Raw genomic sequence first — 26389 nt, 5'->3', positions numbered from 1 at the left:
AGCTAACAGGCAAAGAACTTTGGGAGGGAATTCGGCTTGAGATTTTTGGATTGGATTGACCGTGGCATTCGCGGCATCGGCGTCGTGACTGCGTGGCTGACAGTTGTTTCGATTGCTGCTTATGGCGCGCTTCAGATGCTGGATCGCAAGCTACAACTTGGCGTGTCGAGCTATTTGCCGGACCTGTCCACGTCACTGCTGTTCATCCTAATTTTCTTGACCTTTGGGTATACCTATCTGCGCGACGGTCACGTGCGCGTTGATGTTCTTCGCAGACATTGGTCCGCCCGCCGCATTGCTTGGATCGAACTGATTGGCGGCCTTTTTGTCCTTCTGCCGCTCGCCGCCATCCTGACCTATTACGGATGGGACGGTTTGATGCGCACCACGAAATACGCGGAAACCCAGTTGTGGGCACAACGCATTGCCGGGGTCATCGGCCCCATCTTGCTGGCTCTTGCCGGGATGATCGTAGCCCTTCGCAACATCGCCTTTCTGACAGGGAGACGTGCGCAAGGTGCACCGGAACAAGCAAGCGGCCTGCACAATGGTGAATGAGGTCCTCACGGTTGCCATGCTTGTCGTGATGGCGATTGGGGTTTTCAGTGGCTTTCCGGTGGCGCTGGTGCTCGCGGGGACAGGCTTCTTGGGGTTTGTCGCTGCGGTTTGGGTGGGGATCACTGATTTTCAGCATCTGGGGCTGATCTACCTGCGGGCCCGTGGTGTACTGACCAATGAATCAGTCCAATTCACCAGCGTTCCAATGTTGATTTTTCTTGGCCTGATCCTGAATGCCAGCGGGATTGCCGAAACCATGTTTCGCTTGCTGGGGCGTCTTCTGACAGGCGTTCCCGGTCGCTACGCCATTGCGACTTTGCTGATCGGCCTCGTTCTTGCGCCCGCCGCCGGGGTGATCGGTGCTTCCGTCATAACTGTGGCGTTGGTGGCCTATGCCCCGATGATGGCGTCGGGCTACGCACCGCGAACCGCAGGAGGCGCTGTCGCAGCTTCTGGAGCATTGGGTGTCGTGTTCCCGCCAGCCGTGATGCTGTTCTTCATCTCGAACGTGTTCTATCTGCGCATCGGATTGATGTATGTGGCCCTCATCGTACCTGTGCTTCTGATGGTCATGGCCTTCGCGGTCTACTTTGCGGTCACCTTGAGAAAAACGGTCGAAATCCCGCTGGACACACCCAAGACCAATCTTGTGTCAGACCTCTTGTTTGTACTCGCGTCTGTCGCGGTCATCGCATCCATTCCGCTCAGCATCATTCTGGGCTTTGCGACACTAACAGAGGCGGCTGGAGTAGGGGTTTTTGGCGCGCTATTGGTCGCGCTGGCGCGAAAGCGCTTGTCTTTCTCATCGTTGAACTCTGTCACGGTGCAGACAAGCACGATGACGTCGATGGTCTTCTTCATCGTATTGGGCGCATCGGTATTCTCGCTCAGTTTCCACCTGGTCGGTGGACCGGACGTCATCTTCGAGTGGATATCCGCATTCGATCTCACCCGGTGGGAACTGTTGGCGATCCTCCTTGGCGTGATCATCATACTTGGGTTTGTTTTTGACTGGATCGAGGTGCTGCTGGTCTTTGTACCCGTACTGATGCCGATTATTTCAGAGCTCGACTTCGCAGATCACGTCGGCTCTGCCTACTTTGCGCAGATCTGGATCGCTGGCCTGATTGCGTTGGCCTTGCAAACGTCCTTCCTGACGCCTCCTTTCGGCTATGCCCTGTTCTTTGCCAAGATGGCCGCACCGAAGGGTATCAATCTGTCTGATATCTATCGCGGAGCGGTACCCCTTGTTGCCATTGAGATTGCATTGATCGCGGCGCTGATCTCGTTTCCTCAGCTTATCACTTGGCTGCCCGAAATGGCCCTTGGGGATGCCGATGCGCCGCAATTGATACAGCGGTGAGTGATGTAGCCTGCAGCGGGGGAAAGCATTCCCTTGTGGGTTCTCTAGGTTTAACCGTTTTTTCGGATTGAGCTGAAGCGGCCACTGGCGCAGCCGCAGCGAAATGGTGCTTAGTCCGCTCTCCGGACAAACGCACCGAAAGCAGCGAAGGGCCGGTATTTGAACAACTCAGCACGCTAAAATTCTCGCAGCATGATGGCAAAGCTGTCTTTGTCAGCGCTAGTAGTTCACCTGTTCGAAGCCGTAATTGCCCTCATAGTCACGCCAATCGACGAAGACAGATCGGTGATAGATACCCGGGCAATTCTGGCCCCAACGTTCAAGTCCCACATGGGCCTCGGGCAGGGCAGTTATGGAAGATCGCTGCCATGAGAAATCGCCTTGGGTCCCGTAGGTGCCGAGGACCACGGTCGCGCTTCGGTTACAATCCCCATCGCGCCCGGACTCGTGCTGTCGTGCATACCGTACATCGAAGACGCGGATGGACCGCACGAAATTGAACTCTGGCCCGCTGATATCGATGTCCGCGCGGTCCTGAACAAGCCGAAGGGTGAAGTCTGTGGGAACGAGATTATCTACTGGCAAGGATTGGAGCGGTCGACGGTTGTCGGTCCGGTACAAGGCTTCAATTATGCGGTCAGCGTTGTTTGATTGCCGATCGCTCTCATAGGACGCGCCCATGGGACAGCGCCAGATTTGCAGCGGCGGTTCCACTGGCCAAGGCGTAATCCGCCGGATGAACTCGGCGCGGGCTCGGGCGCAAGGGACGGAAGCGGGCCAGCCGCCAGACAGGCACAAGAGGATCGCGCAATCGATCGGGTAGGTCTGCGCGCGGGCGGGTGCCGGCAGCGAAAAGCTTGTCACGGCCAAAGCGACTGCGACCGAGGGGAGGAGCTTCTTGAGTAAATGGCGCATACTGGGGGACCTCCGTGAGAGGAGTTCAGCATACATACGATAATATACTATCGCAACGAAAAATATAAAGCCGCATAATGAAGTTTATGTTAACCAACTGGCGCCCTGAGCCGCTAAAACATTACGATTTGATAATGCCCCGGCAAGGGCAGTGCCACCGTACCAAAGTTACTCCTTTGCGAAAGGAGCGACCATGTTCAGAACTTTCGGATTGCTCTTGGGTCTCGCAACTGCTGTAGTTCTTTTGTTTATGGTTTCGAACAGATGCTGTCTTCTGCGAAGGCATCTGATTGAAAGCTACTCTACCTTTCACTTGCCCAGGCGATTGCCGCCTTCATTTCCGCCGGGTCGAACTGACGGAGTTCTGCCGTGGTCAGCACGTCGGCGAACCTGGTTCCCCACTCCAACAAAGCCCCTTCGCCCACCACAGCGACGCGGCGGAAGTCATTCCTATGGGCTGTGTCGATTTTCAGATCTTCGAGCAGAGCGGACGGCCCATCGTAGCCTTCGAACCTCGTGAGATCGAGAACCAGGCCGGGCTTACTTGTCTCTTGCAGGCGCTCATGAAGCAGGGCGTGCATCCGTTTCAGGTCGCTTTCGCTGAGCTTGCCCTCGCAGGCGAGGCCAATCGTGTCGTCATGAGCTGTCAGTGTCTCGGTGAACATGGTTTTCCTCCTCTTTTTCCGGTTTGCCGTGACCGTAAAGGTCAGCGTTTTCGTGTGCGCGGTCTTCGTGCTCAAATTCCAGACTCGAATGACCGATGCTGAAATCGTCCTTCAGCCGGTCCTTGATCGCGGCCTTGATCTTTTCGATTTGACCCCAGCCGTCCGCTGTCAGCACGACGTGGCAGTCCAGAGCCGCCTCGTGCTCCTGCATCTGCCACAGATGCACGTGATGAACGTCCGCGACACCATCCACACCCCGCATCGCCTGAACGACGGTTTCATTATCGATGTCCGGTGGACTGCCGAGCATCAGCGTCCGAATCGGACCGCCGATCTCGGTAAATGCGAGGTAGAGGATGTAGAGAGCGATGCCGATGGTGATCGCCGGGTCGACCCACCGCATGTTGTAGAGGAGGATGAGTGAGCCGCCGATGATGACCGCCACGGAGGCCAAAGCGTCCGATAGGTTGTGCAGGAAGAGCGCACGGATGTTCACGCTGCCTTTCTGCATCGAATAGGTGAGCAGCGCCGTCAACGTGTCGACGACCAGTGCCACACCGCCCAGGATCACCACCGTCCAGCCCTGTACCTCTGGTGGGTCGATCATGCGCATGCCACCCTCGTAGATCAGGTAGAAGCCGATCAGGATAAGTGTCGTGTAGTTGATGAGCGCTGCGACGATTTCTACCCGCCCATAGCCGAAGGTCATGCGCTTGTCCGCCGGGCGGCGAGCGATCTTACGCGCGAAGAAGGCGATCACCAGCGACGCCATGTCCGAGAAATTGTGGAGGGCATCCGCGATCAGCGCGAGGCTGCCGGAAAGGATCCCGCCGACGATCTGCGCGACCGTCAGGAGGCCGTTGGCCCAGATGGCGATGGAGACGCGACGATCACCGGATTGAGGATCGATGTGGGCGTGGCCGTGATCATGCGGCACGGTTCGTCTCCTCATGGCGGTGGTTCGGCCGATCGAATCCGGGGACCGGCGGCAAGATTCCGCGGCGGATGCGGCGAACCCTGGCATTCATCCAGTGACGGATGACGTGGCGATAGAGCAAGTCGCGCACAAATCCGAAGTTCTGGCGGTGATTGACCCATCCGTCGCCCAAGTCCACCTCTACCCAGGAGTGGAGGATTTCGGACGGCGCGAGGGGATAGACGAGTTCCGGAACGACGCCTCTCTGAAGCGCCTTGTGGATTGTGAACCCGTGCAGTCGGCAGCGAACTCCCACGCCACGCAGCAGGGCCATGAGGAGCGTGCCCTTGGTGTTGCACTGCCCGTGGCCATCTGCGAGGACCTCGGACGCCGGAATGTCGTCGGCGCGGTTGTAGCCGAAGGTAATCTCGTTCCTGACGAAATCGTAGATGGCCCCAATTCGGTCGTCGCTGGGAAGGTCTGCCCAGCCGCGCTCCTCGATCAGTTTTGCAATTGAGGTCGCGTCAAAATCCAGCAGCCGGGTTTTGGCCAAATGAGGGTCGGCGGGGTTCACGGGATATCTCCTCGAATCGTTCACGAGAATATGTAGTTGCTACAGTCACTGTAGCTTCAAGCCCCGATTTCAGGCCGAGTCCTTGGTTACCTGATCGTCATTGTGCACCGCCTTGTGGTGTTCACCATGCGCGTCTCTCAGGATTCCGACGCCACCCCAGGCCGCGATGCCGGCGACAATCACGCCCACGACAAGGTCCGGCCAATTCGTTCCGAGCCAGGCTACGAGCCCGCCTGCGACGACGATTCCGAGATTGGCCGCGAAGTCGTTCCAGCTGAACGTATTCGCCGCTCGGATGTTTACGTCTGGATCGCGAAGCCGTGCCAGCAGCCAGACGCAAAGTGCGTTGATGGCCGCCGCTACCAGCGCCATGACAATCATGATCGTGCCAAGAGGATCCGATCCGCCGACGTAGCGGCGCCACGCGTCATACAGGATTCCAAGGGCGAAGAGGATCAGCAGGCCGCCCGAAACGTTCGCCGCTCCGCGCTTCCACTTGGCGGAGCGGGACAGCGCGAAGAGGCTGATCGCGTAGACGAAACTGTCCGACAGATTGTCGAGGCCATTGGCGATAAGCGCGCTTGACTCGCCGAATGCGCCCGAGGCGAAGAAAGCGACTGCCAGCCCGATGTTGAGACCCAGCACGATCCAGAGTGTGCGTCTTTCCGTTGCGTTTCTCTGCTCCGCCATGCCGGGTATCCAAATTAGTGAATTGCCAATGAGTAACTAACACCGGGCTTTTTGCGTTCCGATCAAAGGTCGTCGAAATTGCTCAGGCGCCGATCTCTTCATGGTCGGTCAGGCATTCGGAATGGTCGCGCAGTACCTCGAGCACACGGCAATCAGAAGTCTGTCCGCCGCTGCACTCATGCACCATCCGCTTCAATTCCGTCCGCAGCGCCTCGAGCCGCGCCAATCGTTGCTCGACCTGTTTGAGTTGCCGACGGGCTATTGCATCCGCCTCAGCGCAGGACTTTCCCGGATGATCGCTGAGATCGAGGAGCTCACGGATCGCGTCCAACGAGAACCCCAGTTGCCGTGCGTGCCGGACGAATGACAAGCGGTCGAGTTCGGCGTCGCCATAGCGTCGTTGGCCCCCCTCGGTCCTGCCGGGCTCAGGCATAAGTCCGATCTGCTCGTAATACCGGATGGTCTGCACCTTTGTTCCGGTCTTCTTCGCCAGCGTCCCAATCGTCAGCATTTCCGCTCCCCACATTACCTACAGTGGGTGTAGCTTTATGCGGTGCGCATCACAAGCTTCACCCGAGTTTCACAGATCGGTGATTGTTGGCCGATCGATGACAATCACGCTTGAACCTACAGTAGCTAGAGGATGTAAACGCACACAAAATATAGAATCAGGTTCGGGCGGAGCGGCGTGAGGCTTTCAGGTCTTCAGAAGGTATTGTGGGTGTTGGCGGGCGCGGCGGCGTTCGTTTTCATCTGGCTGTTGCTATGGTCCGACTACCGTGCCGATCTTGCCCGCACCGAGAGTGAACCACCGTTTCTTGCTGATTTCGAACTGACCGATCATCGCGGCATGGTCCAAACGGACGAAGATTTCGCAGGGCGCTGGATGCTGGTCTTCTTTGGCTTCACCAATTGCCCCGACGTCTGTCCGACAACACTGTCCGAAGTCGCGGCCGTGATGGAGGGCCTGGGCGATGAGGCAGCAATGGTTCAGCCGATTTTCATAACGATTGATCCGGAGCGGGATACGCCGACTGCACTTGCCGAGTATGTGCCCCTGTTCGACGCAGGGATCATCGGGCTGACCGGTACACCGGAGCAGATCGCCGCGACATCCGAAACCTTTCCGATATTCTTTGAGCGGATCGAGCAGGCGACTGCGCCGGGCGGATACACGATGGGTCACACGTCGCATCTTTTCCTTTTCGACACGCAAGCAGGCTTCGCGGACTCCTGGCCCTACGGCACGCCCGCCGAAGAGATCCTCGCCGATCTGAGACAGAGGATCTGATCGTCATGACCCGACTTTCCGGAGAGACGGCCCTTGGCCTGGCCTGGATCATCGCGCTCACCGCGTCGCTTGCCGTGCTCTTCATCGGCGAGGTTCTGGGGCAGACACCTTGCGTGCTCTGCTGGTTCCAGCGTGCCTTCATGTTCCCCTTGGCCATCATCCTCGGGCTTGGGCTGTGGTGGCAGGATCGGCGCGTGGGTCGCTACGGGATCGCGCTGGCTTTGGGCGGTGCCGCCGTCGCGCTTTGGCACTTGGGCCTCTATGTCGGCGTTATCCCCGAGCGTATCCAGCCCTGCACGGCGACCGGCCCATCCTGTACCGACGACAATCAACTGGTCTTCGGCATTCCGATTCCTTTGATGGCGCTCGTCGCCTTCGCGATGATCGGTCTGCTGTCGGCTCTCTCACTGAAGGAAACACAAAAATGAAACGACGCGGCCTCATCCTGTCCGTTCTCGCGCTCGGGGTCGCCGGTTTCGGCGGTGCCGCCTGGTATGCCACCCGCCCCGACCCGATTGCCGCGTCCGATCCCATCGACCCTGAAATGGCCGACGCGCTGATCCGACCCTATTCCCCGATCCTCGGGCCCGAGGATGCGCCCGTAACCATCGTTGAATTCTTCGACCCGGCCTGCGAGGCATGCCGCGCTTTCTATCCGGTCGTCGAGGATATCATGGCGGAGCACGGAGACGCGGTGCGCGTTGTAATCCGCTATACGCCTTTTCACGGCGAGGCGTCGGTAGAAGCGATCCGTGTGCTCGAGGCGGCGCGCATGCAGGACGTGTTTGAACCTGTGCTCGAGGCAGTCTTGCGAGAGCAGCCCAGATGGGCGTCTCACGGGACCCCGGCACCCGGATTGATCCTTGAGATTGCAGCAAGCGGAGGTCTGGATGTCGAAGCTGCCCGGACACAGATGCTGGCCCCCGGTGTTGTGGCGGTGCTCAACCAGGACCGCGCCGATGTCGAGACAGTCGGGGTCCGCCAAACGCCCACGTTCTTCGTGAACGGCAAGCCTCTCGATCCGTTCGGTGAGGCCGAATTGCGGAGGCTGGTGGCAGTGGAAGTTGCGGCAAGCCAAAGCTGATTTGCGGAGGCAGGAGAAACGAGTGGTGAAGAAGTTGAGATATACCAATGCATTGGCCGTGCTTTTGACGGTTGCAGGGCTGTCGGCCCCCGCACTGGCCGGTTCGGAGGATGTCGTGGTCGAGAATGCGTGGTCCCGCGCCTCGATCGGCGTCAACAGGCCAGGTGCCGCCTATATGACCGTGCGCAACACGGGTGAAGACGCCGTTACGCTGACCGGACTTGCGACACCGCTGGCAATGATGCCCGAGATCCATGAGTCGAAAACCAACTCCGATGGCGTCAGTTCCATGGCGCCTGCAGGCGAGATCACGATTGAGCCCGGCCAAAGCGTGGCATTGGAGCCGGGCGGGTTGCACGCCATGCTCATGAAGCTGCAAGAGCCGATGACCGAAGGCGAGAATTTCCCGCTGACACTGACCTTCTCGGATGGCGGCAAGGTGACGGTCGAGGTCCCAATCCTCGGAATCGCCGCGCGTGGACCGGAGGGCTGATGCAACGTCGGCAGCTCCTTCTATACGGCGCAGCCGGTGCCGGCGTTCTTGGCCTGACGCTCTTCGTGGGCTGGTGGCGGGTGGACGGGCCCGGTGCGCCTGAACCAAAAGGGCAGCGGCCCCTGCCCCTATCGGCGATGGAGTTCCGGCTGACCGACCACGAGGAAAATGAGGTAGGGCCTGGCAACCTGATCGGTCGTCCCACAATGGTGTTTTTCGGGTTCACCTACTGCCCGGACGTCTGCCCGACGACCCTATCGGATATTTCCGGCTGGCTTGAGGAACTGGGCGACGAAGCATCAGAGATGAACGTGGTCTTCATCACGGTCGACCCGGAGCGGGACACGGTCGAGGCCATGGCCGAATATGTCGGCTATTTTCATCCGGTCATTCGTGGCTGGACGGGGCCGGAAGACCAAATTGCCCGCGCTGCAGAAGGGTTTCGTGCCTCATTTGAGCGCGTCCCGACTGAGGGCGGCGGCTATACGATGAACCATACGGCAAGCGTATTCCTGTTCGATGCCGAGGGTGAGCTCGTCACCATGATCGACTATCACGAGCAAAGAGAATTCGCGGTGCCGAAGATCCAGCGCGCACTGACAGAAGACGTAGAGGGGGCAACATGAAGATAAGAACTGTCTTGGCGGCCGTTGCGGTCGCAGGCGCATTTTCGGTGACCGCCATCGCCATCTCTGGCGTTCTGTCCAAAGAACCGGTGCCCCCTGCGATTGCTGAAGCGACCCTCTGGACTCCCAATCCGCTTGCGCCGCCTCGGATTACCGAAACCAATTCGGTCCGCCCTACACTCGCCCAGGCGGATATCGCATTCGAGTTCAGACCCCGGCCGCTCCTGACCGTTTCCCCCGCTGATACCTCCTTGCCATCTATCGAGCCCCCGCTGGTCACCTGGTCGCGGGAGATTGCGTCGGGCGAGACGCTTGATGCGGTCCTTTCCGATGCGGGGCTGGATGCTTCGGATCGCGCCGAAATCGCCTTGGCGATTGGCACGGAATACGATCTGCGCCGTCTGCGTCCGGGTCACATCATTACGGTGGTTTCCACAACGGACGACAACCCGCGTCGTGTAGAGCTCGCCGTCGAAGACGGTGTCCGGATAGAGGCGGTCTTCGGCGAACAGCTTGCCGCCCGCGTGTTGGACCCGGATCCCGAATTGGTGACTTTCGCCGGCGAGGCGGTGATCGAGAGCTCGATTTTCGCCGCCCTGAACACGGCAGACATCCCCGCCCGTTTTGCGGTGGACCTGGCGCAGATGCTGGGCGGCACCGTGGATTTCCGTCGTGATCTTGCGGGTGGCGAGACGATGCGCCTCCTTTGGCGCGAGGCCCGAGACGGGAACAAGAGGATTGGTCAGCCCGAGCTTGCCTTTGCCGCACTGGATATCGATGGCTCGGTCTATGAAATCGTCTGGCCGAACGACGGCAGCGGCCAAGCGACGATCTATGTCGACGGAGAAGTCCTGCGCGTGTTTGCGCAACCGGTCGAAGGTGCACGGCTGAGTTCTGTGTTCGGGCGCCGCACCCATCCGGTCTACGGCAATGTACGGATGCACACAGGAGTCGACTTCGCGGCGGCGCGCGGCACGCCGGTACAGGCGACGGCGCCGGGCCGCGTTAGCTTCATCGGCCGACGCGGTGGGTATGGCCGGGTCGTCGAGATCGCTCATGGCTCCGACACCCTGACGCGCTATGCGCATCTGAGCGCCGTACCGGACGGGCTCACACAAGGGCAACGCGTGATGGCCGGAGATATGATCGGGCGGGTCGGTGCGACGGGTACCGCGACAGGCCCCAACCTACATTACGAAGTGCTGGTGGACGGTCGCCCAACCGACCCTCTCTCTGACGACCGATTGGCAGAGGCGGCCGAGCGTGAAGCGGACGACACGGCCGCGCTTGAGCGACTGCGTGAGGCGCGTTCACTTCTTGCTGAGAGGCTCGCCAGCGAATTTGCACAGACGACAACCGAAAGGCTTTGATCCATGAAACGATTTACTCCCGCCCTTGCCATCGCATTTGCCTTGCTTCCTGCGGCGCAGGCCGTCGCAGAGGCGATTCAGATCGACGTCCGGAAGACAAACGGCTGCGGCTGTTGCCTGTCCTGGATGAAGCACCTCGAGGAGAATGGCTTCGCGCCGATGGGCGAGGACATGTTCGGAGGATCTCTTGTGCGCTTCAAACTCGACAATGGCGTGCCGCAGCGCATGGTCTCCTGCCATACGGCTTTGGTCGACGGCTATGTGATCGAGGGCCACGTGCCGGCGGCTGACATCCAACGCCTGCTGGAGGACCGGCCAGACGCGGTAGGCCTGGCGGTGCCGGGAATGCCCTACGGGTCGCCCGGCATGGGACCGGAGGACGACCGGGAGGCTTACGATGTCTTCCTGATCCACGAAGACGGATCGACCGAGGTCTACACCAGCTACTCGGCTCCTGACTGAACTCGCGGCAGAACCTTAACAATTGGAACCCCTCTCCCCCATAGCGCTTGGCTTTCTTGGAAGCCTGGCCGCCGGATCGCTGACCGCGGTCGGGGCGGTCCCCGTTCTTTTTGGGCGCATCCCGTCCCGGGCCACGCGCGATCTGCTGCTTGGCTTCGCGGCGGGTGTCATGCTCGCGGCTTCGTTCTTCTCGCTGATCATCCCGGCTCTCGACGCAGCTGAAGGACAGTTCGACAACGGTGCTCTCCCGGCGGCCATCGTATGTGTTGCGATCCTGCTTGGCATGGGCGCGGTCGCTCTGATGAACGAACGGCTACCGCATGAACATTTCAAGACGGGGCGGGAAGGTCCCGACGCCGCATCGCTGCGGCGCGTCTGGCTTTTCATCATCGCGATCACTATCCACAATTTTCCCGAAGGGCTTGCCGTCGGCGTCGGGTTCGGGGCTGACGGTTTGTCGGGCGGGTTGCCACTTGCGATCGGTATTGGATTACAGAATGCCCCCGAAGGTCTGGCGGTGGCGGTTTCGTTGCTCGGCGAGGGCTATTCCAGGCTTCGCGCCTGGGGCATCGCCGCTCTGACCGGTCTCGTCGAGCCCGTCGGTGGACTTCTCGGCGCAGGGATTATCAGTCTTTCGCAACCGCTGCTGCCCTGGGGTCTCGCCTTCGCAGCAGGTGCGATGCTCTACGTCATCAGCCACGAGATCATTCCGGAAACCCACCGATCCGGCCATCAGAACAGGGCGACGCTCGGCCTCGCCGTTGGTCTTGTGATCATGTTGTTCCTCGACGTCTGGCTGGGATAAGCTGATGAGAACTTGCCTCTTCGTCGGTCTGCTTGCTGCGCTGATCGCCTTTCTTGTCGATCAGGCAACGAAGGCAATCGTTGTGTCCAATGCGACTGTTCTTAGTTCCGGCGTATCGGTCTTTCCCGGCTTCAATCTCATCTACCTGCGCAATGACGGAGTGACCTTCGGGCTTCTCGGCGGCGCGCCGTGGTGGAGCCTTGTCTTACTGGCGCTTGGCATCTGCGTCTGGCTGGCGTTCATGCTGGTCCGTACCAGCAGCCGGGTCGAGGCCATTGCCTATGGTGCGATCATCGGCGGTGCACTCGGCAATATTCTGGACCGCCTGCGCTATCGTGCGGTGACGGATTTCCTCGATTTCTACATCGGGACGGCGCACTGGCCTGCCTTCAACATGGCCGATGTTTTTGTGGTTGGCGGCGTGATGCTGCTGCTCATTGCGCCGTGGGTTGGCGCTCGACTTCAGACCGATTCATGAAGCCGGGATTGCCGCAGTTCGTTAGTGAGGACCTGAACCTGTTCCAGCGCATGGGTCTTGCCCTTGCTGCCGGCGGATTGACGGTTTTGACTCTTCCGCCGTTTTCTTGGCTCATCGCGGTCCCTGTCGCCTTCTCCGTGCTCTTTATCGTTCTCCGGAACATCTCAACCTCGCGCGCTTTCCTTGTCGGTTGGGCTTTCGGACTGGGCCAATTCGGGATTGGAATTTCCTGGATCGCCGAGAGCTTTTACGTCGATGCCGAACGTTTCGGCGCACTGGCGATTCCGGCGGTCGCGGGTCTGTCCGCCGGACTTGCCATCTTCCCGGGCATGGCGGCGATGCTTTTTGCCGCCATCATGCAGCGCCGAGCTGTCGGCGGCATTGCGGCGGGCCTGCTGTTTGCAACCTGCTGGGTGGCCACGGAATGGCTGCGGGGTCATGTCCTGACAGGGTTTCCCTGGAACCTTGCCGCTTATGCCCTTGTCGACTATGCCGCCCTGCGCCAACCCGCCGCCTGGGTCGGAAGCTACGGTTTGGGCTTTCTCACGGTCTTCATCGGCATATTGCCAGGTGTGTTGACTGTGGCGGCGCCAAAGAGACGCGCGCCTGTTCTCGTGCTCTTCGCCGTTGCTGTGGCGGGTTTCTGGGTTGGCGGTGCGCTTCGGTCAGGGCAGGACGTGCCGCCGACAGACGTTGCTTTGCGCATCGTCCAAGGCAATGTGCCACAAGTCGAGAAGTGGGTACCGGGCAGCCGCCAGCGAACCTTGGAAAAATACCTGGGCTTGTCCGCGCAACCCGGACGTTTCGATTTGCTGCTTTGGCCGGAAACGGCCTTCCCCGGCTTTCTGGACGAAGATGCTGCGGCACGCGCGCGGATATCTGCAGCTTTGCCAGACGGCAGGATCCTACTGACAGGTGCGCCTGACCGAGTGGAGGGCGATGGGGGAACCAGATATTTCAACACGGTTCAGGCCTATGACGGCAGCGGCGAGGTTCTGACGGGGTATGCAAAACATCATCTTGTTCCGTTCGGGGAATATGTGCCCCTGAAAGGCTGGCTGCCCATCGAGCGGCTGACCGAAGGGTTGGGCGATTTCACGCCGGGACCAGGGCCGCGCACGCTGGCGATCCCTGGCGCGCCTCTGGTCGCGGTGGCGATCTGTTACGAGATCATCTTTCCGGGCCACGTGGTCGATGACCTTTTCCGCCCCGACTGGATATTCAACGCCACAAATGATGCCTGGTTCGGAACCAGCATCGGACCCGAGCAGCACCTCGCCTCCGCGCGGATGCGCGCGGTCGAGGAGGGACTTCCCGTGGTCCGGGCGGCCAACACTGGGATATCCGCGATCATCGACGCCAATGGAAATGTCGTCGCGCGTCTTGATACCGGGGAAACAGGCACCATTGATGCCGGCCTGCCGGGCGCGCGTACTCCAACGCCCTATGCGCGGTTCGGCGACTGGACCTTGTTGGTTCTTGTTTTTGGGTGCTGGGTCTTCGGCTGGCTGGCCAGTTTGCTCGGACGAGATCCCGATGCGCGGCATTTTGGAACGGAGGTATCCTGATGCTTGTGATCGTGAGCGCTATCGGAGGCGCGATCTGGGGTGGCTATCTGGCACGACGGAGGAGGGGGAATCAACTGGATATCCTCCAATATGCGGTAGCGTCTGCGATCGCCTTCGGACTTGTCGCCCTGTTTGCAACCATCGTGCTGTCGCGGGTTCTCGGCTAGCGAGCTTCGAAATTGCGCAAACGTGTCAGCGGCTTGAAGACCTGATAGCTCGAGGTCCCGATAGAGAATCGCGCGAATGTGCATCTAGGCGAGCTCATTTCTGATTGAGCCGTCGCTCGAACGCCTCCAATGTCGTCCCGCTGACGTGATGCTCGATCCCTTCCGCATCGCGTTCCGCGGTCTCTTCGTCGATTCCCAGGCTCAGAAGAAAGGCGACGACGACCCTGTGGCGGCGTCGACAGATCTCCGCGAGGTCCTGCCCGGCATCGGTGAGGAATATCGCGCGGTATGGCTCCCGCCGGACCAGACCAGCAGCCTTGAGCCGCGAGATGTTCTTGGTCACGGTCGGCGGCTTCACGCCAAGCCGCTCGGCGATCTCGACCGGTCTGGCCTCCCCGCGCGTCTCGATCAGTTCCGCGATCAGTTCGACGTAATCCTCCGCCATCTCGCTTTCATGTGCCTGACGCACGGTCGCAAAGCCATCGGCCTGCGCCTCGGGAGCCCGGTCGACCGCTTCGAATGGCTCACGCCCTTGTGATTGTAGCTTTGTCATACTCGGGACTTTGCAGCGAAACAGCGGGATTGACAACTTGTTTGCTTCGGGTAGATAAGTTAGCCATGTCTAACTTTTTACTTTGGAGGCCGTGGTGATGCGAAATATTATGAGAGTGCTGCTCGCCACACTCGCAAGTGCGCTCCTCCTGTCCGGACCTGTCGCCGCGACGCCGGCCAAGGAGGCGCCTTGGCTTCCCGAGGCAGCGGCCTACCGTCTGACGCTCTTTCTTGGAAATCTCGAGCCTCTGCCCTGGGACTACATCGAGACCGCCTGGACGGAACCCTACCGGGGTTCGGAATTCTCTGTCGGGGCGCTGGCGTGGCTGGACCGCAAAAGCGATATCGAGCCTGACGGTCTCTTGGACGCTATAATGCGCGAAGACCTGCAGGCGGTCTTCGCCGAGGCGACGCGGCTTGTAGCGCTCAGGATTGAGGAGAATTTGGACCGTGCTCTCGCGGCCGAAGAATCGGCGACAGCACAGCAGGCCGTGCGAACGGCACGCGAACTCTACCGTGTGTTTGAGGATGGTATCGCGGCGGCCGATCCTGAAGCTGCAAGACGCATCGGCCTCGCCTGGCTGGAACTCAACAGCAGCACAGGTTCCGCTGGTGTTCTCGGCGCTGGCGCAACATCCGCGGATCGAGATACGATGGCAACCGCGCGCGCGGCCATTTCCGGCTATCTCGCGGAGAACTACCTCATTGATGACTTTGCTCCGCGTCGGACGCTCAGCGCCTTGCCCGAAACCGCCGTAGCCAGTGGCCGCACCATCGAGGTGCCGCCAAGCCTGCCGCCGGGCTCTGACATTTTCGATCAGGAGCCCCTGCCGCTGCTCGTTCTCAACTTCGAGGAGCAGGGCATCGACGAGACGGATCTGCCGCTTGTTGCCTACGGCGACATGCTGTTCGACAGTGCGCAAATCTTCGGCAGCCCCGCGCGCGATCTCGGGATCGCCTGCTCGACCTGTCACAACCGCTCGGACGTCAACCAGCGGCTCTTCATCCCCGGCGCCAGCCACCAACCGGGCGCGATCGACGTGGACGGCGCCTTTTTCAACTCGATCTTCAATGACAGGCGCGACGACCCGCTCGACATTCCCAGCCTGCGCGGCTTGCGTTTTACCGGTCCCTACGGCCGCGACGGTCGTTTTGCTTCCCTGCGCGACTTCACCCGCAACGTTGTTGTCAATGAGTTCGGCGGCGCGGAGCCGACGCCTTTCATGCTGGACGCGCTGCTCGCCTACATGCTCGAGTTCGACTTCCTGCCCAACTCCATGCTGACACCAGACGGTCAGTTGACCGAAGCCGCACCCGAGGCTGCGCTGCGCGGCGAAGCGATCTTCAACACGCCCTTCGCGGGACTCGGCGACCGCTCCTGCGCCAGTTGCCATGTGCCGGACGCGAACTTCCTCGACCGGCAGGCCCACGACATCGGCTCCGTCGCGCCGGCCTATGAAGGCGCCCGCGCCGGTGCACTGGACACTCCGACGCTGCTCGGCACTGCCTATACCGCGCCCTATTTCCATGACGGATCGCTGCCGACCTTGGCGGCTGTCGTAGACTGGTTCGACGAGACGAAGACGCTCGGACTGACCGAAGCGGAGCGAACTTATCTGACCGCCTATCTGGAGACCGTGGGCGCGGCGGACGAGCCCTATGAAGCATTCGACACCGAGAACACGACCTTCCGGCTGGCATTCTCCGAATTGACGACCTTCGCCTCGACGCTCGACACATTGCTGCCGCGTCGCGATGCGGAGCACATCCTGCTCCTGACCGACACCGTGGCAGCGGACCTTTCGGCTGACGCCAGCACCATGTCGAACCTCGCCGCACGGCCCGACGTCTACGCGCTAGCAGAGAACCTGGCCGAGGTCAGCGCCGCGGTGCGCAACGAGGACTGGGAGGCCGCCGGAGCAAGCTGGAGCGCATTCAAGGCCGAGGCCGCTGATATTGAAGAGGGGGCCTTCTGATGGCGAAGCACCTGAACCGCAGAACCGTGCTTCTTTTGGCTGGCGCGAGTGCGTTATCTCTGGCGTCCCCGCTCGCTGCGCAGAATGCTGGGTTGCGGCTCGCCTTCATCCCGCAGGAGAACCCGGAGAAGTTGCTGGGTGACATCGAGGCCATCACCGGCTGGCTGGCCAGTGAGATCGGCGTCCCCGTCGAGGGGTTCGTCACCATCGACCATGCGGCCGCGGTCGAAGCTTTGAGAAACGGCGACGCAGATATCTCCTTCATGGGCGCCCTGCCCTTCGTTCTGGCCGAGGCCGAGATCGGTGCCGTGCCGCTCCTCTCGGAGGTCTATCGCGACACGCCGAGTTACACGGGCCGCATCTTCGTTCGGCGCGACAGCGGCATCGGCGCGCTCGCCAACCTGCGGGGGCGCGACATCGCATTCGCGGATCCGATCTCGGAATCGGGCTATCTCTATCCGCTCGCCGAATTCGTGGAGGCCGGGCTGATCGAAGGCCCCGGACAGGCGGAAGTATTCTTCGGCCGCGTCTACTTCGCGGGCGGCTACCAGCAGGCCATGCAGGCCATGGCTGAAGGCCTGGTCGATGCCGCAGGCGCCAGCCAGTACGCCGATCTGCTTCTGACACCGCTGCAGCAGGCAGAGGTGACCTGGATTGCGGAAAGCGAGCCAATCCCGAGTCACCTCGTGATCGCACGTCCGGGGCTCGACGCCGGCCTTCAGGACCGGTTCATCGACGCGATGCTGAGGCTCAACGCACCAGAGAACCGCGAAAAGCTGCGCTATCTCTACGGCCCGGACGGCTATGTCAGGGCCGACGGCGCCGCATATGACGGCGTGCGCGACATGGCGCGCCGATACGGGCTGTTGGAATGAGCATTGCCGCCCAAATCGACGACCTGAGCTTTGCCCATCCGGGCACGGACCTCCCAGCGCTGGAAGGCGTGTCGCTTCGCGTCCCGGCGGGCGAAAGCGTCGCTTTGCTCGGCCCGTCCGGGGCGGGCAAAACGACCCTGCTGGCGCTGCTCGACGGCAGGCTCCAAGGCTGGAGCGGGCGGGTCTCGGTTCTGGGTGCGCCGCTCGATCCCGACCACCCGCCGCCGCGCGCGCGCCGTCCGGATACCGGTTTCGTGTTTCAGGAGTTTGCGTTGGTCGAACGCTCCACGGTTCTGCGTAACGTCCTTAACGGCCGCCTGGGACGCATGTCTCCCCTGCGCGCCCTGTTTGGGTCACCGACCGCGCATGATCTGGAGATTGCCCGCGCGGCACTCACCGATTGCGGCATTGCCGATCTTGCCGAACGCCGGGTCGACAGTCTCAGCGGCGGTCAGCGGCAGCGCGTGGCCATCGCGCGGTGCCTGGCGCAGGAACCGCTCCTAATCCTCGCCGACGAACCGGTGAGCAACCTCGACCCTGCGCGTGCATGTGAGATCCTGGCGCTGCTGACCGGGGCGGCGCAAGCGCGCGGCGCGACGGCGCTGTTTTCGTCGCACCAGCCCGACCTGGCGCGGCGTTTCGCGCAGCGCATCATCGGCATTCGTGGCGGGCAGATCGCCTTTGATGTGCCGACCTCCGAGTTGAACGAGGATGCGACAGCGGAGCTCTATCGGGAGGTTGAGCCAATCCCCGGAATCAGCCTCAGGGCGGTGTCCTGATGGCGTTCCGCGGGTTTGGCGGCTTTGCGACGAGCGGTCTGATCGCAGCCGCGATCCTGTGGTCCTTCGCCACGACCGATGTCGAGTTCTCGCGACTTCTGTCGGCCGGCCCGCGGATCGCCGATTTCCTCGGTCGCATGTTTCCGCCTGACCCGACGGTGATGGCCGAGATCAAGAAGGGCAGCGCGGAAACGCTGAGGATCGCGATCCTCGGCACCCTCGGTGCTGTGATCCTGTCCGTTCCCCTCGGCATTCTCGCGTCTGAGACGATGGTATCGCCTGCGGTGTTTCGGCCGATCCGAACGCTGCTTGCCTTCATCCGGGCGATTCCGCTGATCCTCGTGGCCATGCTCATGGTGGGCGCTGTCGGGCTCGGGCCGCTGCCCGGCATCATCGCGGTCGCCTTTCATGCAACGGGGATGCTCGCCAAGTTCTATGCCGAGGCGATCGACGGCGTGTCCCGCGCGCCGATCGCAGCACTTGAAAGCGCGGGCGCCGGGCCGCTCGTGCGGCTCAGATACGCGATCTGGCCGCAGATGGCGCCGGTCGTCGCCCGCGACACGATTTTCCGGTTCGAGTTGAACCTGCGCGAGTCGCTGATCCTCGGCATTGTCGGCGCGGGCGGGATCGGCTTTTACATCCAGACCTACGTGCGCTCTTTCCAGTATGATAAGGCGGCCAGCGTCACGATTGCCGTCGTCGTCATGGTCATCGCCATCGAAGCCATCAACGTTGCGCTGCGCCGTCGCTTCACCTGACGATCAGGCATAGATGTCGATGGGGGTTCCGTCCCTGACCATGGCGTAGATATCCTCGATTTGCCGGTCTGTGACGGAGATGCAGCCTGCGGTCCAGTCGCGCTTGTTCATCGGGTCGATCCCCTTGCGCGGCCCCCCGTGGATGAAAATGTCGCCGCCCGGCGATTTTCCTTGCGCCTTCGCAAACGCGATATCGGCCTCGTTCGGGAATGAAATGCCGATGGAGAGGTGGAAGAGGCTGTCCGGGTTGCGCCGGTCAATCAGATAGGAGCCCTCCGGCGTGCGGCCGTCTCCTTCGAACTGCTTGTGGCCTTCGGGCGCGAAGCCCAATCCGATGGGATAGGTCCGCAAGACATCATCCGTTCCGTCAAGAACCAGCAGCCGCTGCGCCTTGTATATACGCAGCCGGGTCACTTCGGGTCCGTTGTAGGACCGGAACTTGCTGGCACAGCCAGACAGGAAGGTGGCCAATCCGCCCAACAGCAAGACCCGCCGTGGAATTCTGGTATTCATCACTGCTCGACGCCCCTTTTGCGAGGTCTGGTTGATGTCAGACGTTACTCTACCGAAACCGCCGGATCAATGACCGTGCGCCAGTGCTCCTTTCGCCATCTGCTCGCCCACCGGTTCTCCGCCTGAAGGCCCGGCCTCAACCTGATGGCCGTTCAGGAGCCGAAGTGCGTTGGCGACCACCAGCAGAGACACGCCTACATCCGCAGCAATGGCGCCCCACATTGAGGCCATACCGAACGCGGTCAGCCCGACGAACAGCGCCTTGGTCGCCAGCGATATGCCGATATTCTGGTGGATGATCGTCATGGCACGGCGCGAATGGCCGATAAGCCAGGGTACCTTGCCGATGTCGTCGGTCATCAGCGCGATGTCGGCCGTCTCGATCGCGGCATCCGATCCGACAGCGCCCATGGCGATGGCATAATGCGCCCGCGCCATGGCCGGTGCGTCATTCACACCGTCGCCGATCATCGCCACCATGTCGTGGCTTTCGACGAGTTCCTCAATGGCCGTCACCTTGTCTTCTGGCAAAAGTTCGGCGCGCACCTCGTCGATGCCGACTTCGGCTGCCACCGCGCGCGCGGTGCGTTCGTTGTCGCCCGTCAACATCACGATGGTCTTCACACCCTGCGCATGCAGACGCGCAACGATCCCCTTTGCATCTGGGCGGATGCGGTCGCGAAGCTCCAGTACGCCGGTCACGCCGGTCTCGTCACCCACGGCAACGAGGGTGCTCCCTGCCCCTTCGATCCGATCCCGCAGATCCGCCGGAATGGCATTGCCGAACCCCTTCTCTTCGGCGAAGCGATCCGAGCCGAGCCAGATAGCGCGCCCGTCGGCGCGTCCTTCCAGACCGCGCCCGGGCACGGTACGGGTGTCCTCTGCGGCAGACACGGAAACACCATCGGCTTCGGCGCGCGAGAGGATGGCGCGTGCCAGCGGGTGTGAAGACCGCGCCTCCAGGCTTGCTGCCAGCGCCATGAGATCGCGTGCGGAAACGCCGACCAGTGGGTGAACCGCCGCCACCTCAGGCTCGCCCATGGTGATCGTCCCGGTCTTGTCCATCGCCAGTGCCGTGGTCCGCCCCGGCGCCTCGACATAGGCGCCGCCCTTGATGAGCACCCCCGCCCGTGCCGACGCGGTCAGCGCTGCCACGATGGAGACCGGCGTAGAAATGACCAGCGCGCAAGGACATGCGATGACCAGAAGGACCAGAGCATTGTAGAACCAGTAGTCCCAGGCGCCGCCGAGCAGCAGTGGCGGCACCAGCGCGATGGCGATCGCCAAAGCCATCACGATGGGTGTGTAGATGCGCGCGAACTTGGCCACCCACTGTTCGACCGGCGCGCGGCGGGCATGGGCATCGCCCACCATGCGAATGATTTTCGCGAGCACCGTGTCCGAGGCGGCCTTCGTCGCCCGCACCGTCAGTGTGCCCTCGCCGTTGATCGTGCCGGCATAGACCTCGTCGCCTGGTTCCTTGGGCACTAGCGCGCTTTCCCCAGTAATTGGGGCCTGATCGACGGCCCCTGCCCCGTCCACGACCTCACCGTCGAGGGGGATCCGGTCGCCGCCGCGCACGATAAACCTTGCATTGACTGCCACGGCCGCGGCCGGAACGTCGGATTCAGATCCGTCGTCGTAAAGAACCCGCGCCGTTGGCGGCGCCAGATCGAGGAGCGCGGAAACCGCATTACGCGCCCGCCCCACGCTCCAGCTCTCAAGATAAAGCGAAAGCGAGAAGAAGAAGGCGACCGTCGCGGCCTCAAAAAACTCGCCGAGGCCGATGGCGCCCGCGACGGCCACCACCATGAGCAGGTTCATGTCGGGGCTAAGCCTCCGCGCCGAAGACCAGGCCTTGGGCGCGACAAGCCAGACGCCAAAAAGAATCGCGACGGCGAAGATCCCTGCTTCCACCATAGGCATAGGCACCTCGCCATGGCCCGCAAAGAGCCCGAGCGCGCCGCCCATGCCGGTCTCGACAATGTGAAAAAGGAATCCCGCCGCCCAGAAGCCGCCGCTCAACGAGGTAAAGCGCTTCTGACGTGCCAGATGCGCCGCCTGGTCCTCTGCTGCGTTGTCGGCATCCCATGGCTTGGCGCTCATGCCGGTCGTTGCGACCAACTGCGTGACTTCGTCGTCTGGTATCCTCTCGGCGCTATCGAGGATGGTCATTCGCCCGTTGATCACGTCGAATGCCAGGTGTTCGGTTCCGCCCACTTTCGGCCCGACAACCCGGTTCAGGATCGCCACCTCTTCGGCGCAATCGAGCCCGGAGACCTGAAAGCTCCTTCCGCCAGACGGCGCTGGCGCCGTGGACGCGACGTCCTTGCTGGCGTCGCAACAGGAGTTGCCTCTTGGGTCAGAATGCTCTTGATCACCCGGATGGCCGTGATCGTTGCGGTTGCCGTCGGAAGACATGGATTGACCTCAGGATTCATTGATTCCACATTGACATAGCCCCTACAGTAACTAGAGCTTCAAGGGCAACAAGTGGATATTCGTCCAGCAAGAAAGGCGCCCTGCGGAGGCTTGAAGCTAGCCGCCCCCTTGAAACGACGCGGTTGGAGCAACGCTTGCCGGTACGAAGCGATCAGAATGAGTGAGGTAGACATGCAGAAACGAAACGCGCCGATTATCGCAGCGACATTGGTGCTTGCTGGCTGCGCGGTGCCAACGCTGGACGACGGCGGCGCTCGCAACGAAGTGGGAAGTGTTCCCGAGGCCGTCATTGCCCTTGCTGCGCCTGGTCAGGATCTCACCACGGCGCGGCTTCGTCCCGAGGATGGCTGTTATTGGTATGAACACAGCGGTCCGGTGGAAAACACCTTGGTTCCGCTACGCTCGGCAGGTGGCAACCCCATCTGCACTTCGCGCCAGTCCTGATCAGCCCATAGATGCGTCAAGCCCACGCGTAACACATGATGCGCCAGTCAACTTCTCGGGGTGACGCTGTCTTCCGCCGAGTACAGGAATGCCGTCGAGCCAATCTCGACGTTGGGATAGAGATCATTGATGTGTGCCATGACCATTCGGACGCAGCCGGAACTCGCACGGCCGCCAATGCTTCTTGGATACGGTGTCCCGTGAATCCTTAGATAGGTGTCTCGGTCGCCGACGAAGAGATAGAGGGCTCGCGATCCGAGCGCGTTTTCAGGTCCGGGTTCCATACCGTCAGCGATATCGGCGTAGAGCTCTGGGTCGCGGTCGATCATGTTTTGTGTCGGCTGCCAATGCGGCCACCTGACCTTGCGCTTGATCGTATAGGTGCCCGGTTCGTAAAGTTTACCGCGCGCGATCGCCACGCCATAGCGCATCGCCGTGCCGCCTTCTTCGATGTGGTAGAGATAGCGCGCAACAGCATCGACATGGATATCACCGGGTACAAGTCCGTCCTTCGCGAGGACCCGCTGTGGCAGGAAGCGAGGGTGAAGGCCCCAAGGGTTGGACGTGGCCGGGTCGTAGCCGGGAGGTGTAACCTGTGCGTCCCAAGCTGCCTTCTGCGCATCGGTAGGCCACGTGTCTGCAAGGAGCGGGCTGGATATCGATGCCGAAAACAGCGCGGTGGTCGTCTGGATGAAATGTCGTCTTGTCAGCATATAGATTGCTCCGTTCACGCATTGGACGGCAAACCGAACCTTACCCCGAACGCAGTGTTGTTCGCCCGGGAAGGAGTGAGGCGTTATTGGCAACTTGCTCCATGGTGCCGTTCTTTGTCGGTGGCTTAACTCCTAAAGCTACTAGAGGTTCAAGAAAATTTTCTGTTATCAATAGACGCTGCTACTAATGGAGCTATCCGATCCGTCCCAGAACCGGAAATACGTCGAGCATCCAGTATGACAGCGCGCTCAACTGCCCTGTCATCATCGCCAGCCCCATCAAGATCATCACTATGCCCGCAAGCTGGTGGAGGCGGCGGCCAACCCGGCCGATGGCCCGCAACCGTCCCGCGATCTGGTCGGTGAATCCGGCCACGATCAGAAACGGTATTCCAAGGCCGGCGGAATAGACGGCAAGCAGCATGATACCTTCGCCCATCGTGGCACTCGCCGCACTGGCTGTCAGGATCGCGCCGAGGATCGGGCCGATGCACGGAGTCCAGCCGAAACCGAAGGCAAGACCGAGGACATAGGACGCAGCGGGTTGGCCCCCGGGGATGTTGAGATTGAATCGGAAGTCGCGTTCCATGACCGAAACACGCGCGGCTCCTATCATGAAGAGCCCGAAGAAAATGATGATGCCGCCCCCAACGAGGTTGAGTTCATACCGCCACCGAAGCAGGGCCTGACCCATTGCAGTCGCGGATGCGCCAAGTCCCATGAAGATGGTGGAGAAGCCGAGGACAAAACACAGGCTCAGCCAGACCGCGCGCGACGGCGAAGCGCCGACCACCCCGCCCTCAGCGGCTGTGCGCCCGGTTACGTAGGAGACATAACCTGGCACAAGAGGTAGCACGCAGGGGGACAGAAATGATATCGTGCCGGCTAGGAGGGCGGCGGTGAGGGCGCGCGCCAAGTGATGTCTTCGTCGACCCAGATCAGCAGGGACCCCCGCTTGCGCAGCGATGCGTTGTAGCTGGACCAGTTGGTCGTACGATAGCGGGCGGGAGATGGGTTGCTCATGGAATGCGGCTAACAGCATGGGTTCGCGAAGGGAATCCTGAGGCGTCAGACTTGTGCAACAACGCCCCGTATCATCGACCTAGTGGTGCCCACATGGCAGGCTATTTCAATGGATAGATTTTTCTCTATCAGTATGCCCGCGGCTCAGTTTCTTAGAAATGTCCTGCTGTTCAGCTTCGCTGCATTACTGCCGGTCCTGTTGTTCTATGTCTTACTGGCTCCGGGCTTTGCTCCGGCTCTTGCTGCCGGCGGACCGGCACTCATGCGCTTTCTAAGGCAGGTTGCGACCAACGGTTTGCCCGTGGTTTTTGCCGTCAACTACGTCAGTTTTTTCCTTTTCGCCATGACAAAGCAACCAAAGGCGGGCTCAAGAGACACGGTGTTTTTCGTGCTGGTCGATGTCTTGCTCAGAACCCTTCTCTTTCCAGGTCTCCACGTGCTTACATACGTTCTATCTGCCGACTGGTTCGGGTCATTCGGCGGCAATCGTTCAACCGCTTTGGCGGTTGTATCCCCGACTCTTGCGCGTTCGGCGTTTTTCGAGAACATCTCCGGCGTTTACCTCTATGCGACTATGATAAGCGCGTTGCCGCTCTACGTCTCGGCTCTCGGGCGGTCGGAATTTCTTGGACCGGTTGTTCGTCGCTTGCCCATGAACACGGGCGTGATGTTGCTCGCCTTGGCTGCGTTTGCCTTTTCGGTCGGGCTGATCACGATCGGCGCACAAGCCATCGCAGCTCTTCATGCCAGGTGACGGCACGCTAATCACCGTGGGCGTGTGCAGCTTGCGGTGCCATCCACTTCGACAAGTAAACGCGCTCGAAGGCGAACACGGCGATCATCCCGACAGCGGCGTAGAGAACGATCATCGGGTCGCTTTGAAGCTTCATCACGGTGAAAGCTGCCAGTACAATCGCATCGAGCGACAGGGCACTCAAAAGCACGATACCGGAGGCGCCCACATCTGTTCGACGATAGCGGAACACGCCCCAGTGTATGATCATGTCCATTACAAGGTAGAAGAAGGCACCGAGGGATGCGATCCGGCCCAGGTCGAAAAGCACGGCCAGCGCTGAAGCGATGACAACGGTATAGACCAGCGTGTGGCGCTGGATAGGGCCGGACATTCCGAAGTGGCTGTGCGGGATCATTTCCATGTCCGTCAACATCGCCAGCATGCGCGACACCGCGAAGACGCTGGCCAGAACGCCGGACGCGGTTGCGACAGCGGCCAGGATCACCGTCAGTATGAAGCCGGTTTGTCCAAGGGCGGGCTGCGCCGCTTGTGCCAGTGAATAGTCACGCGCCGAGATGATCTCCTCGATCGTCAGACTCGAACCAACCCCGAAGGCTACCAACAGGTAAACGACGACGCAGATCCCGATCGAGAACATGATTGCTCGGCCAACGTTGCGGTTGGGTTCGGTGATCTCGGCCCCGCTGTTGGTGATCGTCGTGAACCCTTTGAAGGCAAGGATAGCCAGCGCCGTGGATGCTATGAAACCGGTTATACTGTAGGATTGAGGCGTCTCGGAGGCCGCGGCGAACGCAAAACCACTGGACCACAGGGCCGCGATGCCGAACAGAGCTATGCCTCCGATCTTGATCGCTGCCATGATCAGCGAAAATAGCCCGACCGAGCGGTTTCCGGCGATGTTCACCAGAAAGGCGAAAACGATTACGGCCACGGCCAGAGCGGGGACCAATGGGCCACCTTCGATATCGAAAGGGCGCAAGACATAGGTGGCGAAGGTCCGGGCGACGAGGCTTTCCGCGATCACCATGCTGAGCGCCATCAGCAGTGCGGCCCCGCCCGCGATGGCTCCGGGGCCATAGCATTTCTGCAGGATCATGGCGATGCCACCCGAGGACGGCCATTTGTTCGACATCCTGATGTAGCTGTAGGCGCTGAAGCTTGTGACGACCGCGCCGGCGATGAATGCAAGCGGGAAAAGCGGGCCGGCGAGCTGCGCGATTTGCCCCGTCAACGCAAAGATTCCAGCGCCGATCATCACGCCTGTCCCCATCGCAACGGCTCCGCCCAGACTGATGGAATTTTCGCGGTACGTTTCTTTTTCGCTCTGCATAAATGGCCCCCTTTTAATTTTGGTTCGTCCGAACGCTGTTGCGCGCTTCTAGATACGAACGCCGCGAAGGCGCAGCGAATTGAGCACCACCGAGATTGACGACGCGCTCATGGCGAAGGCAGCAAACATCGGACTGATGAGGATGCCAAAGAAGGGAAACAGAACTCCCGCCGCGACCGGCACGCCGGAGGCGTTGTAGATC

At 61.0% G+C, this 26389-nt stretch carries 31 protein-coding genes and 1 pseudogene; 19 read left to right on the top strand and 13 right to left on the bottom strand.

Annotated elements, in window-relative coordinates:
- The first annotated feature begins 36 nt into the window (after window positions 1–36).
- Window positions 37–558 (top strand): TRAP transporter small permease subunit, encoded by a 522-nt coding sequence (locus G5A46_RS18420; RefSeq protein ID WP_232279250.1) that lies wholly within the window; start codon window positions 37–39, stop codon window positions 556–558.
- Window positions 548–1921 (top strand): TRAP transporter large permease, encoded by a 1374-nt coding sequence (locus G5A46_RS18415; protein ID WP_239367947.1) that lies wholly within the window; start codon window positions 548–550, stop codon window positions 1919–1921. Before G5A46_RS18420 ends, G5A46_RS18415 begins: the two co-directional genes overlap by 11 nt.
- Before the next feature lie 219 nt (window positions 1922–2140).
- Here G5A46_RS18415 and G5A46_RS18410 read toward each other — a convergent pair whose 3' ends face one another.
- The 6 genes from G5A46_RS18410 to G5A46_RS18385 all read right to left on the bottom strand — a co-directional run bounded on the left by G5A46_RS18410 (window position 2141) and on the right by G5A46_RS18385 (window position 6192).
- Window positions 2141–2836 carry a hypothetical protein gene (locus G5A46_RS18410; protein WP_230802396.1) on the bottom strand — a complete coding sequence of 232 codons (696 nt, stop codon included), beginning with the start codon at window positions 2834–2836 and terminating at the stop codon, window positions 2141–2143.
- A gap of 302 nt (window positions 2837–3138) precedes the next feature.
- Entirely contained in the window at window positions 3139–3501 is a 363-nt protein-coding gene (locus G5A46_RS18405; RefSeq protein WP_050532584.1) for a SpoIIAA family protein, read from the bottom strand.
- The gene (locus tag G5A46_RS18400; RefSeq protein WP_007803480.1) at window positions 3473–4438 is read right to left on the bottom strand and encodes a cation diffusion facilitator family transporter; all 966 of its coding nucleotides are present in this window, start codon (window positions 4436–4438) and stop codon (window positions 3473–3475) included. The genes G5A46_RS18405 and G5A46_RS18400 overlap by 29 nt, the downstream gene beginning before the upstream one ends.
- Window positions 4428–4991: a transglutaminase-like domain-containing protein gene (locus G5A46_RS18395; protein ID WP_007803479.1), complete on the bottom strand. Its 564-nt coding sequence runs from the start codon at window positions 4989–4991 to the stop codon at window positions 4428–4430. The genes G5A46_RS18400 and G5A46_RS18395 overlap by 11 nt, the downstream gene beginning before the upstream one ends.
- 69 nt (window positions 4992–5060) lie before the next feature.
- Window positions 5061–5681 (bottom strand): cation efflux transmembrane domain-containing protein, encoded by a 621-nt coding sequence (locus G5A46_RS18390; protein ID WP_008327361.1) that lies wholly within the window; start codon window positions 5679–5681, stop codon window positions 5061–5063.
- Window positions 5682–5763: 82 nt separating this feature from the next.
- Window positions 5764–6192: a MerR family transcriptional regulator gene (locus tag G5A46_RS18385; protein WP_007803476.1), complete on the bottom strand. Its 429-nt coding sequence runs from the start codon at window positions 6190–6192 to the stop codon at window positions 5764–5766.
- 213 nt (window positions 6193–6405) lie between these two features.
- Here G5A46_RS18385 and G5A46_RS18380 point away from each other — a divergent pair, with 213 nt between their 5' ends.
- Genes G5A46_RS18380 through G5A46_RS19685 form a run of 11 tightly spaced genes read left to right on the top strand, consistent with a single transcriptional unit; the run spans window position 6406 to window position 14025 of the window.
- Complete coding sequence (locus G5A46_RS18380; RefSeq protein ID WP_007803475.1) at window positions 6406–6972, top strand: SCO family protein; 567 nt, start codon at window positions 6406–6408, stop codon at window positions 6970–6972.
- Window positions 6973–6977: 5 nt separating this feature from the next.
- Window positions 6978–7400: a disulfide bond formation protein B gene (locus G5A46_RS18375; protein WP_007803474.1), complete on the top strand. Its 423-nt coding sequence runs from the start codon at window positions 6978–6980 to the stop codon at window positions 7398–7400.
- Window positions 7397–8056 carry a DsbA family protein gene (locus G5A46_RS18370; protein WP_054540605.1) on the top strand — a complete coding sequence of 220 codons (660 nt, stop codon included), beginning with the start codon at window positions 7397–7399 and terminating at the stop codon, window positions 8054–8056. Before G5A46_RS18375 ends, G5A46_RS18370 begins: the two co-directional genes overlap by 4 nt.
- Before the next feature lie 22 nt (window positions 8057–8078).
- A complete protein-coding gene (locus G5A46_RS18365) occupies window positions 8079–8549 on the top strand; it encodes a copper chaperone PCu(A)C (protein WP_008327335.1) in 471 nt (156 codons plus the stop codon).
- Window positions 8549–9175 (top strand): SCO family protein, encoded by a 627-nt coding sequence (locus G5A46_RS18360; RefSeq protein ID WP_007803468.1) that lies wholly within the window; start codon window positions 8549–8551, stop codon window positions 9173–9175. Before G5A46_RS18365 ends, G5A46_RS18360 begins: the two co-directional genes overlap by 1 nt.
- On the top strand, window positions 9172–10545 hold the full coding sequence (locus G5A46_RS18355) for a M23 family metallopeptidase (RefSeq protein WP_007803467.1): 1374 nt from the start codon (window positions 9172–9174) through the stop codon (window positions 10543–10545). Before G5A46_RS18360 ends, G5A46_RS18355 begins: the two co-directional genes overlap by 4 nt.
- 3 nt (window positions 10546–10548) lie before the next feature.
- On the top strand, window positions 10549–11007 hold the full coding sequence (locus tag G5A46_RS18350; protein WP_007803465.1) for a DUF411 domain-containing protein: 459 nt from the start codon (window positions 10549–10551) through the stop codon (window positions 11005–11007).
- A gap of 22 nt (window positions 11008–11029) precedes the next feature.
- Window positions 11030–11812 carry a ZIP family metal transporter gene (locus G5A46_RS18345; protein ID WP_054540603.1) on the top strand — a complete coding sequence of 261 codons (783 nt, stop codon included), beginning with the start codon at window positions 11030–11032 and terminating at the stop codon, window positions 11810–11812.
- 4 nt (window positions 11813–11816) lie between these two features.
- Complete coding sequence (gene lspA / locus G5A46_RS18340) at window positions 11817–12290, top strand: signal peptidase II (RefSeq protein ID WP_007803461.1); 474 nt, start codon at window positions 11817–11819, stop codon at window positions 12288–12290.
- Complete coding sequence (lnt, locus tag G5A46_RS18335) at window positions 12287–13858, top strand: apolipoprotein N-acyltransferase (RefSeq protein ID WP_009807490.1); 1572 nt, start codon at window positions 12287–12289, stop codon at window positions 13856–13858. The genes lspA and lnt overlap by 4 nt, the downstream gene beginning before the upstream one ends.
- The gene (locus G5A46_RS19685) at window positions 13858–14025 is read left to right on the top strand and encodes a hypothetical protein (RefSeq protein WP_204318808.1); all 168 of its coding nucleotides are present in this window, start codon (window positions 13858–13860) and stop codon (window positions 14023–14025) included. The genes lnt and G5A46_RS19685 overlap by 1 nt, the downstream gene beginning before the upstream one ends.
- A 94-nt stretch (window positions 14026–14119) precedes the next feature.
- On the opposite strand, the gene mntR is transcribed toward G5A46_RS19685, so the two are convergent.
- Window positions 14120–14578 carry a manganese-binding transcriptional regulator MntR gene (gene mntR, locus G5A46_RS18330; RefSeq protein WP_008327326.1) on the bottom strand — a complete coding sequence of 153 codons (459 nt, stop codon included), beginning with the start codon at window positions 14576–14578 and terminating at the stop codon, window positions 14120–14122.
- Between the two features lie 109 nt (window positions 14579–14687).
- Between mntR and G5A46_RS18325 the strand changes: the two genes are divergently transcribed.
- The 4 genes from G5A46_RS18325 to phnE are packed head-to-tail and all read left to right on the top strand — an operon-like array spanning window position 14688 to window position 18965.
- Entirely contained in the window at window positions 14688–16553 is a 1866-nt protein-coding gene (locus tag G5A46_RS18325; RefSeq protein WP_239521092.1) for a cytochrome c peroxidase, read from the top strand.
- Window positions 16553–17428 (top strand): phosphate/phosphite/phosphonate ABC transporter substrate-binding protein, encoded by an 876-nt coding sequence (locus G5A46_RS18320; RefSeq protein ID WP_163851979.1) that lies wholly within the window; start codon window positions 16553–16555, stop codon window positions 17426–17428. Before G5A46_RS18325 ends, G5A46_RS18320 begins: the two co-directional genes overlap by 1 nt.
- Complete coding sequence (locus G5A46_RS18315; RefSeq protein WP_163851977.1) at window positions 17425–18207, top strand: phosphonate ABC transporter ATP-binding protein; 783 nt, start codon at window positions 17425–17427, stop codon at window positions 18205–18207. Before G5A46_RS18320 ends, G5A46_RS18315 begins: the two co-directional genes overlap by 4 nt.
- A complete protein-coding gene (gene phnE, locus G5A46_RS18310; protein ID WP_163851975.1) occupies window positions 18207–18965 on the top strand; it encodes a phosphonate ABC transporter, permease protein PhnE in 759 nt (252 codons plus the stop codon). The genes G5A46_RS18315 and phnE overlap by 1 nt, the downstream gene beginning before the upstream one ends.
- 3 nt (window positions 18966–18968) lie before the next feature.
- Here phnE and G5A46_RS18305 read toward each other — a convergent pair whose 3' ends face one another.
- Both G5A46_RS18305 and G5A46_RS18300 read right to left on the bottom strand, forming a co-directional pair.
- A complete protein-coding gene (locus tag G5A46_RS18305) occupies window positions 18969–19478 on the bottom strand; it encodes a L,D-transpeptidase family protein (RefSeq protein WP_037953501.1) in 510 nt (169 codons plus the stop codon).
- A gap of 66 nt (window positions 19479–19544) precedes the next feature.
- Window positions 19545–21899 carry a heavy metal translocating P-type ATPase gene (locus G5A46_RS18300; RefSeq protein ID WP_207287124.1) on the bottom strand — a complete coding sequence of 785 codons (2355 nt, stop codon included), beginning with the start codon at window positions 21897–21899 and terminating at the stop codon, window positions 19545–19547.
- 177 nt (window positions 21900–22076) lie between these two features.
- On the opposite strand from G5A46_RS18300, the gene G5A46_RS18295 reads away from it, so the two are divergent.
- Entirely contained in the window at window positions 22077–22364 is a 288-nt protein-coding gene (locus G5A46_RS18295; protein WP_369817429.1) for a hypothetical protein, read from the top strand.
- Between the two features lie 47 nt (window positions 22365–22411).
- Here G5A46_RS18295 and G5A46_RS18290 read toward each other — a convergent pair whose 3' ends face one another.
- The 3 genes and pseudogenes from G5A46_RS18290 to G5A46_RS18280 form a co-directional block, all read right to left on the bottom strand.
- Window positions 22412–23077, bottom strand: a complete 666-nt coding sequence (locus G5A46_RS18290; protein ID WP_007803448.1) for a L,D-transpeptidase — start codon at window positions 23075–23077, stop codon at window positions 22412–22414.
- 193 nt (window positions 23078–23270) lie between these two features.
- Window positions 23271–23993 carry a cytochrome c biogenesis CcdA family protein gene (locus G5A46_RS18285; protein ID WP_007803446.1) on the bottom strand — a complete coding sequence of 241 codons (723 nt, stop codon included), beginning with the start codon at window positions 23991–23993 and terminating at the stop codon, window positions 23271–23273.
- A pseudogene (locus G5A46_RS18280) lies at window positions 23981–24100 on the bottom strand (IS5/IS1182 family transposase); the annotation flags it as partial. The gene G5A46_RS18285 and the pseudogene G5A46_RS18280, both read right to left, overlap by 13 nt.
- A gap of 109 nt (window positions 24101–24209) precedes the next feature.
- Here G5A46_RS18280 and G5A46_RS18275 point away from each other — a divergent pair.
- Window positions 24210–24854 (top strand): hypothetical protein, encoded by a 645-nt coding sequence (locus tag G5A46_RS18275; protein ID WP_163851973.1) that lies wholly within the window; start codon window positions 24210–24212, stop codon window positions 24852–24854.
- Window positions 24855–24861: 7 nt separating this feature from the next.
- Here G5A46_RS18275 and G5A46_RS18270 read toward each other — a convergent pair whose 3' ends face one another.
- Window positions 24862–26187 (bottom strand): APC family permease, encoded by a 1326-nt coding sequence (locus G5A46_RS18270; RefSeq protein WP_163851971.1) that lies wholly within the window; start codon window positions 26185–26187, stop codon window positions 24862–24864.
- Window positions 26188–26389 lie beyond the last annotated feature (202 nt).

The organism is Pseudooceanicola aestuarii, assembly GCF_010614805.1.
In the GTDB taxonomy this organism is placed as follows: domain Bacteria; phylum Pseudomonadota; class Alphaproteobacteria; order Rhodobacterales; family Rhodobacteraceae; genus Pseudooceanicola; species Pseudooceanicola aestuarii.
Note: the sequence above shows the minus strand (reverse complement) of the source record. Positions and strands in the feature narration are given on the sequence as shown.

Excerpts from the sequence above, each read along its gene's own strand:
- G5A46_RS18415 (WP_239367947.1), top strand. The coding sequence starts at position 548 with ATGGTGAATGAGGTCCTCACGGTTGCCATGCTTGTCGTGATGGCGATT.
- G5A46_RS18410 (WP_230802396.1), bottom strand. The coding sequence starts at position 2,836 with ATGCGCCATTTACTCAAGAAGCTCCTCCCCTCGGTCGCAGTCGCTTTG.
- G5A46_RS18405 (WP_050532584.1), bottom strand. The coding sequence starts at position 3,501 with ATGTTCACCGAGACACTGACAGCTCATGACGACACGATTGGCCTCGCC.
- G5A46_RS18390 (WP_008327361.1), bottom strand. The coding sequence starts at position 5,681 with ATGGCGGAGCAGAGAAACGCAACGGAAAGACGCACACTCTGGATCGTG.
- G5A46_RS18385 (WP_007803476.1), bottom strand. The coding sequence starts at position 6,192 with ATGCTGACGATTGGGACGCTGGCGAAGAAGACCGGAACAAAGGTGCAG.
- G5A46_RS18375 (WP_007803474.1), top strand. The coding sequence starts at position 6,978 with ATGACCCGACTTTCCGGAGAGACGGCCCTTGGCCTGGCCTGGATCATC.
- G5A46_RS18370 (WP_054540605.1), top strand. The coding sequence starts at position 7,397 with ATGAAACGACGCGGCCTCATCCTGTCCGTTCTCGCGCTCGGGGTCGCC.
- G5A46_RS18360 (WP_007803468.1), top strand. The coding sequence starts at position 8,549 with ATGCAACGTCGGCAGCTCCTTCTATACGGCGCAGCCGGTGCCGGCGTT.
- G5A46_RS18355 (WP_007803467.1), top strand. The coding sequence starts at position 9,172 with ATGAAGATAAGAACTGTCTTGGCGGCCGTTGCGGTCGCAGGCGCATTT.
- G5A46_RS18350 (WP_007803465.1), top strand. The coding sequence starts at position 10,549 with ATGAAACGATTTACTCCCGCCCTTGCCATCGCATTTGCCTTGCTTCCT.
- lspA (WP_007803461.1), top strand. The coding sequence starts at position 11,817 with ATGAGAACTTGCCTCTTCGTCGGTCTGCTTGCTGCGCTGATCGCCTTT.
- lnt (WP_009807490.1), top strand. The coding sequence starts at position 12,287 with ATGAAGCCGGGATTGCCGCAGTTCGTTAGTGAGGACCTGAACCTGTTC.
- G5A46_RS19685 (WP_204318808.1), top strand. The coding sequence starts at position 13,858 with ATGCTTGTGATCGTGAGCGCTATCGGAGGCGCGATCTGGGGTGGCTAT.
- mntR (WP_008327326.1), bottom strand. The coding sequence starts at position 14,578 with ATGACAAAGCTACAATCACAAGGGCGTGAGCCATTCGAAGCGGTCGAC.
- G5A46_RS18325 (WP_239521092.1), top strand. The coding sequence starts at position 14,688 with ATGAGAGTGCTGCTCGCCACACTCGCAAGTGCGCTCCTCCTGTCCGGA.
- G5A46_RS18320 (WP_163851979.1), top strand. The coding sequence starts at position 16,553 with ATGGCGAAGCACCTGAACCGCAGAACCGTGCTTCTTTTGGCTGGCGCG.
- G5A46_RS18315 (WP_163851977.1), top strand. The coding sequence starts at position 17,425 with ATGAGCATTGCCGCCCAAATCGACGACCTGAGCTTTGCCCATCCGGGC.
- phnE (WP_163851975.1), top strand. The coding sequence starts at position 18,207 with ATGGCGTTCCGCGGGTTTGGCGGCTTTGCGACGAGCGGTCTGATCGCA.
- G5A46_RS18305 (WP_037953501.1), bottom strand. The coding sequence starts at position 19,478 with ATGAATACCAGAATTCCACGGCGGGTCTTGCTGTTGGGCGGATTGGCC.
- G5A46_RS18300 (WP_207287124.1), bottom strand. The coding sequence starts at position 21,899 with ATGTCTTCCGACGGCAACCGCAACGATCACGGCCATCCGGGTGATCAA.
- G5A46_RS18295 (WP_369817429.1), top strand. The coding sequence starts at position 22,077 with ATGAGTGAGGTAGACATGCAGAAACGAAACGCGCCGATTATCGCAGCG.
- G5A46_RS18290 (WP_007803448.1), bottom strand. The coding sequence starts at position 23,077 with ATGCTGACAAGACGACATTTCATCCAGACGACCACCGCGCTGTTTTCG.
- G5A46_RS18275 (WP_163851973.1), top strand. The coding sequence starts at position 24,210 with ATGGATAGATTTTTCTCTATCAGTATGCCCGCGGCTCAGTTTCTTAGA.
- G5A46_RS18270 (WP_163851971.1), bottom strand. The coding sequence starts at position 26,187 with ATGCAGAGCGAAAAAGAAACGTACCGCGAAAATTCCATCAGTCTGGGC.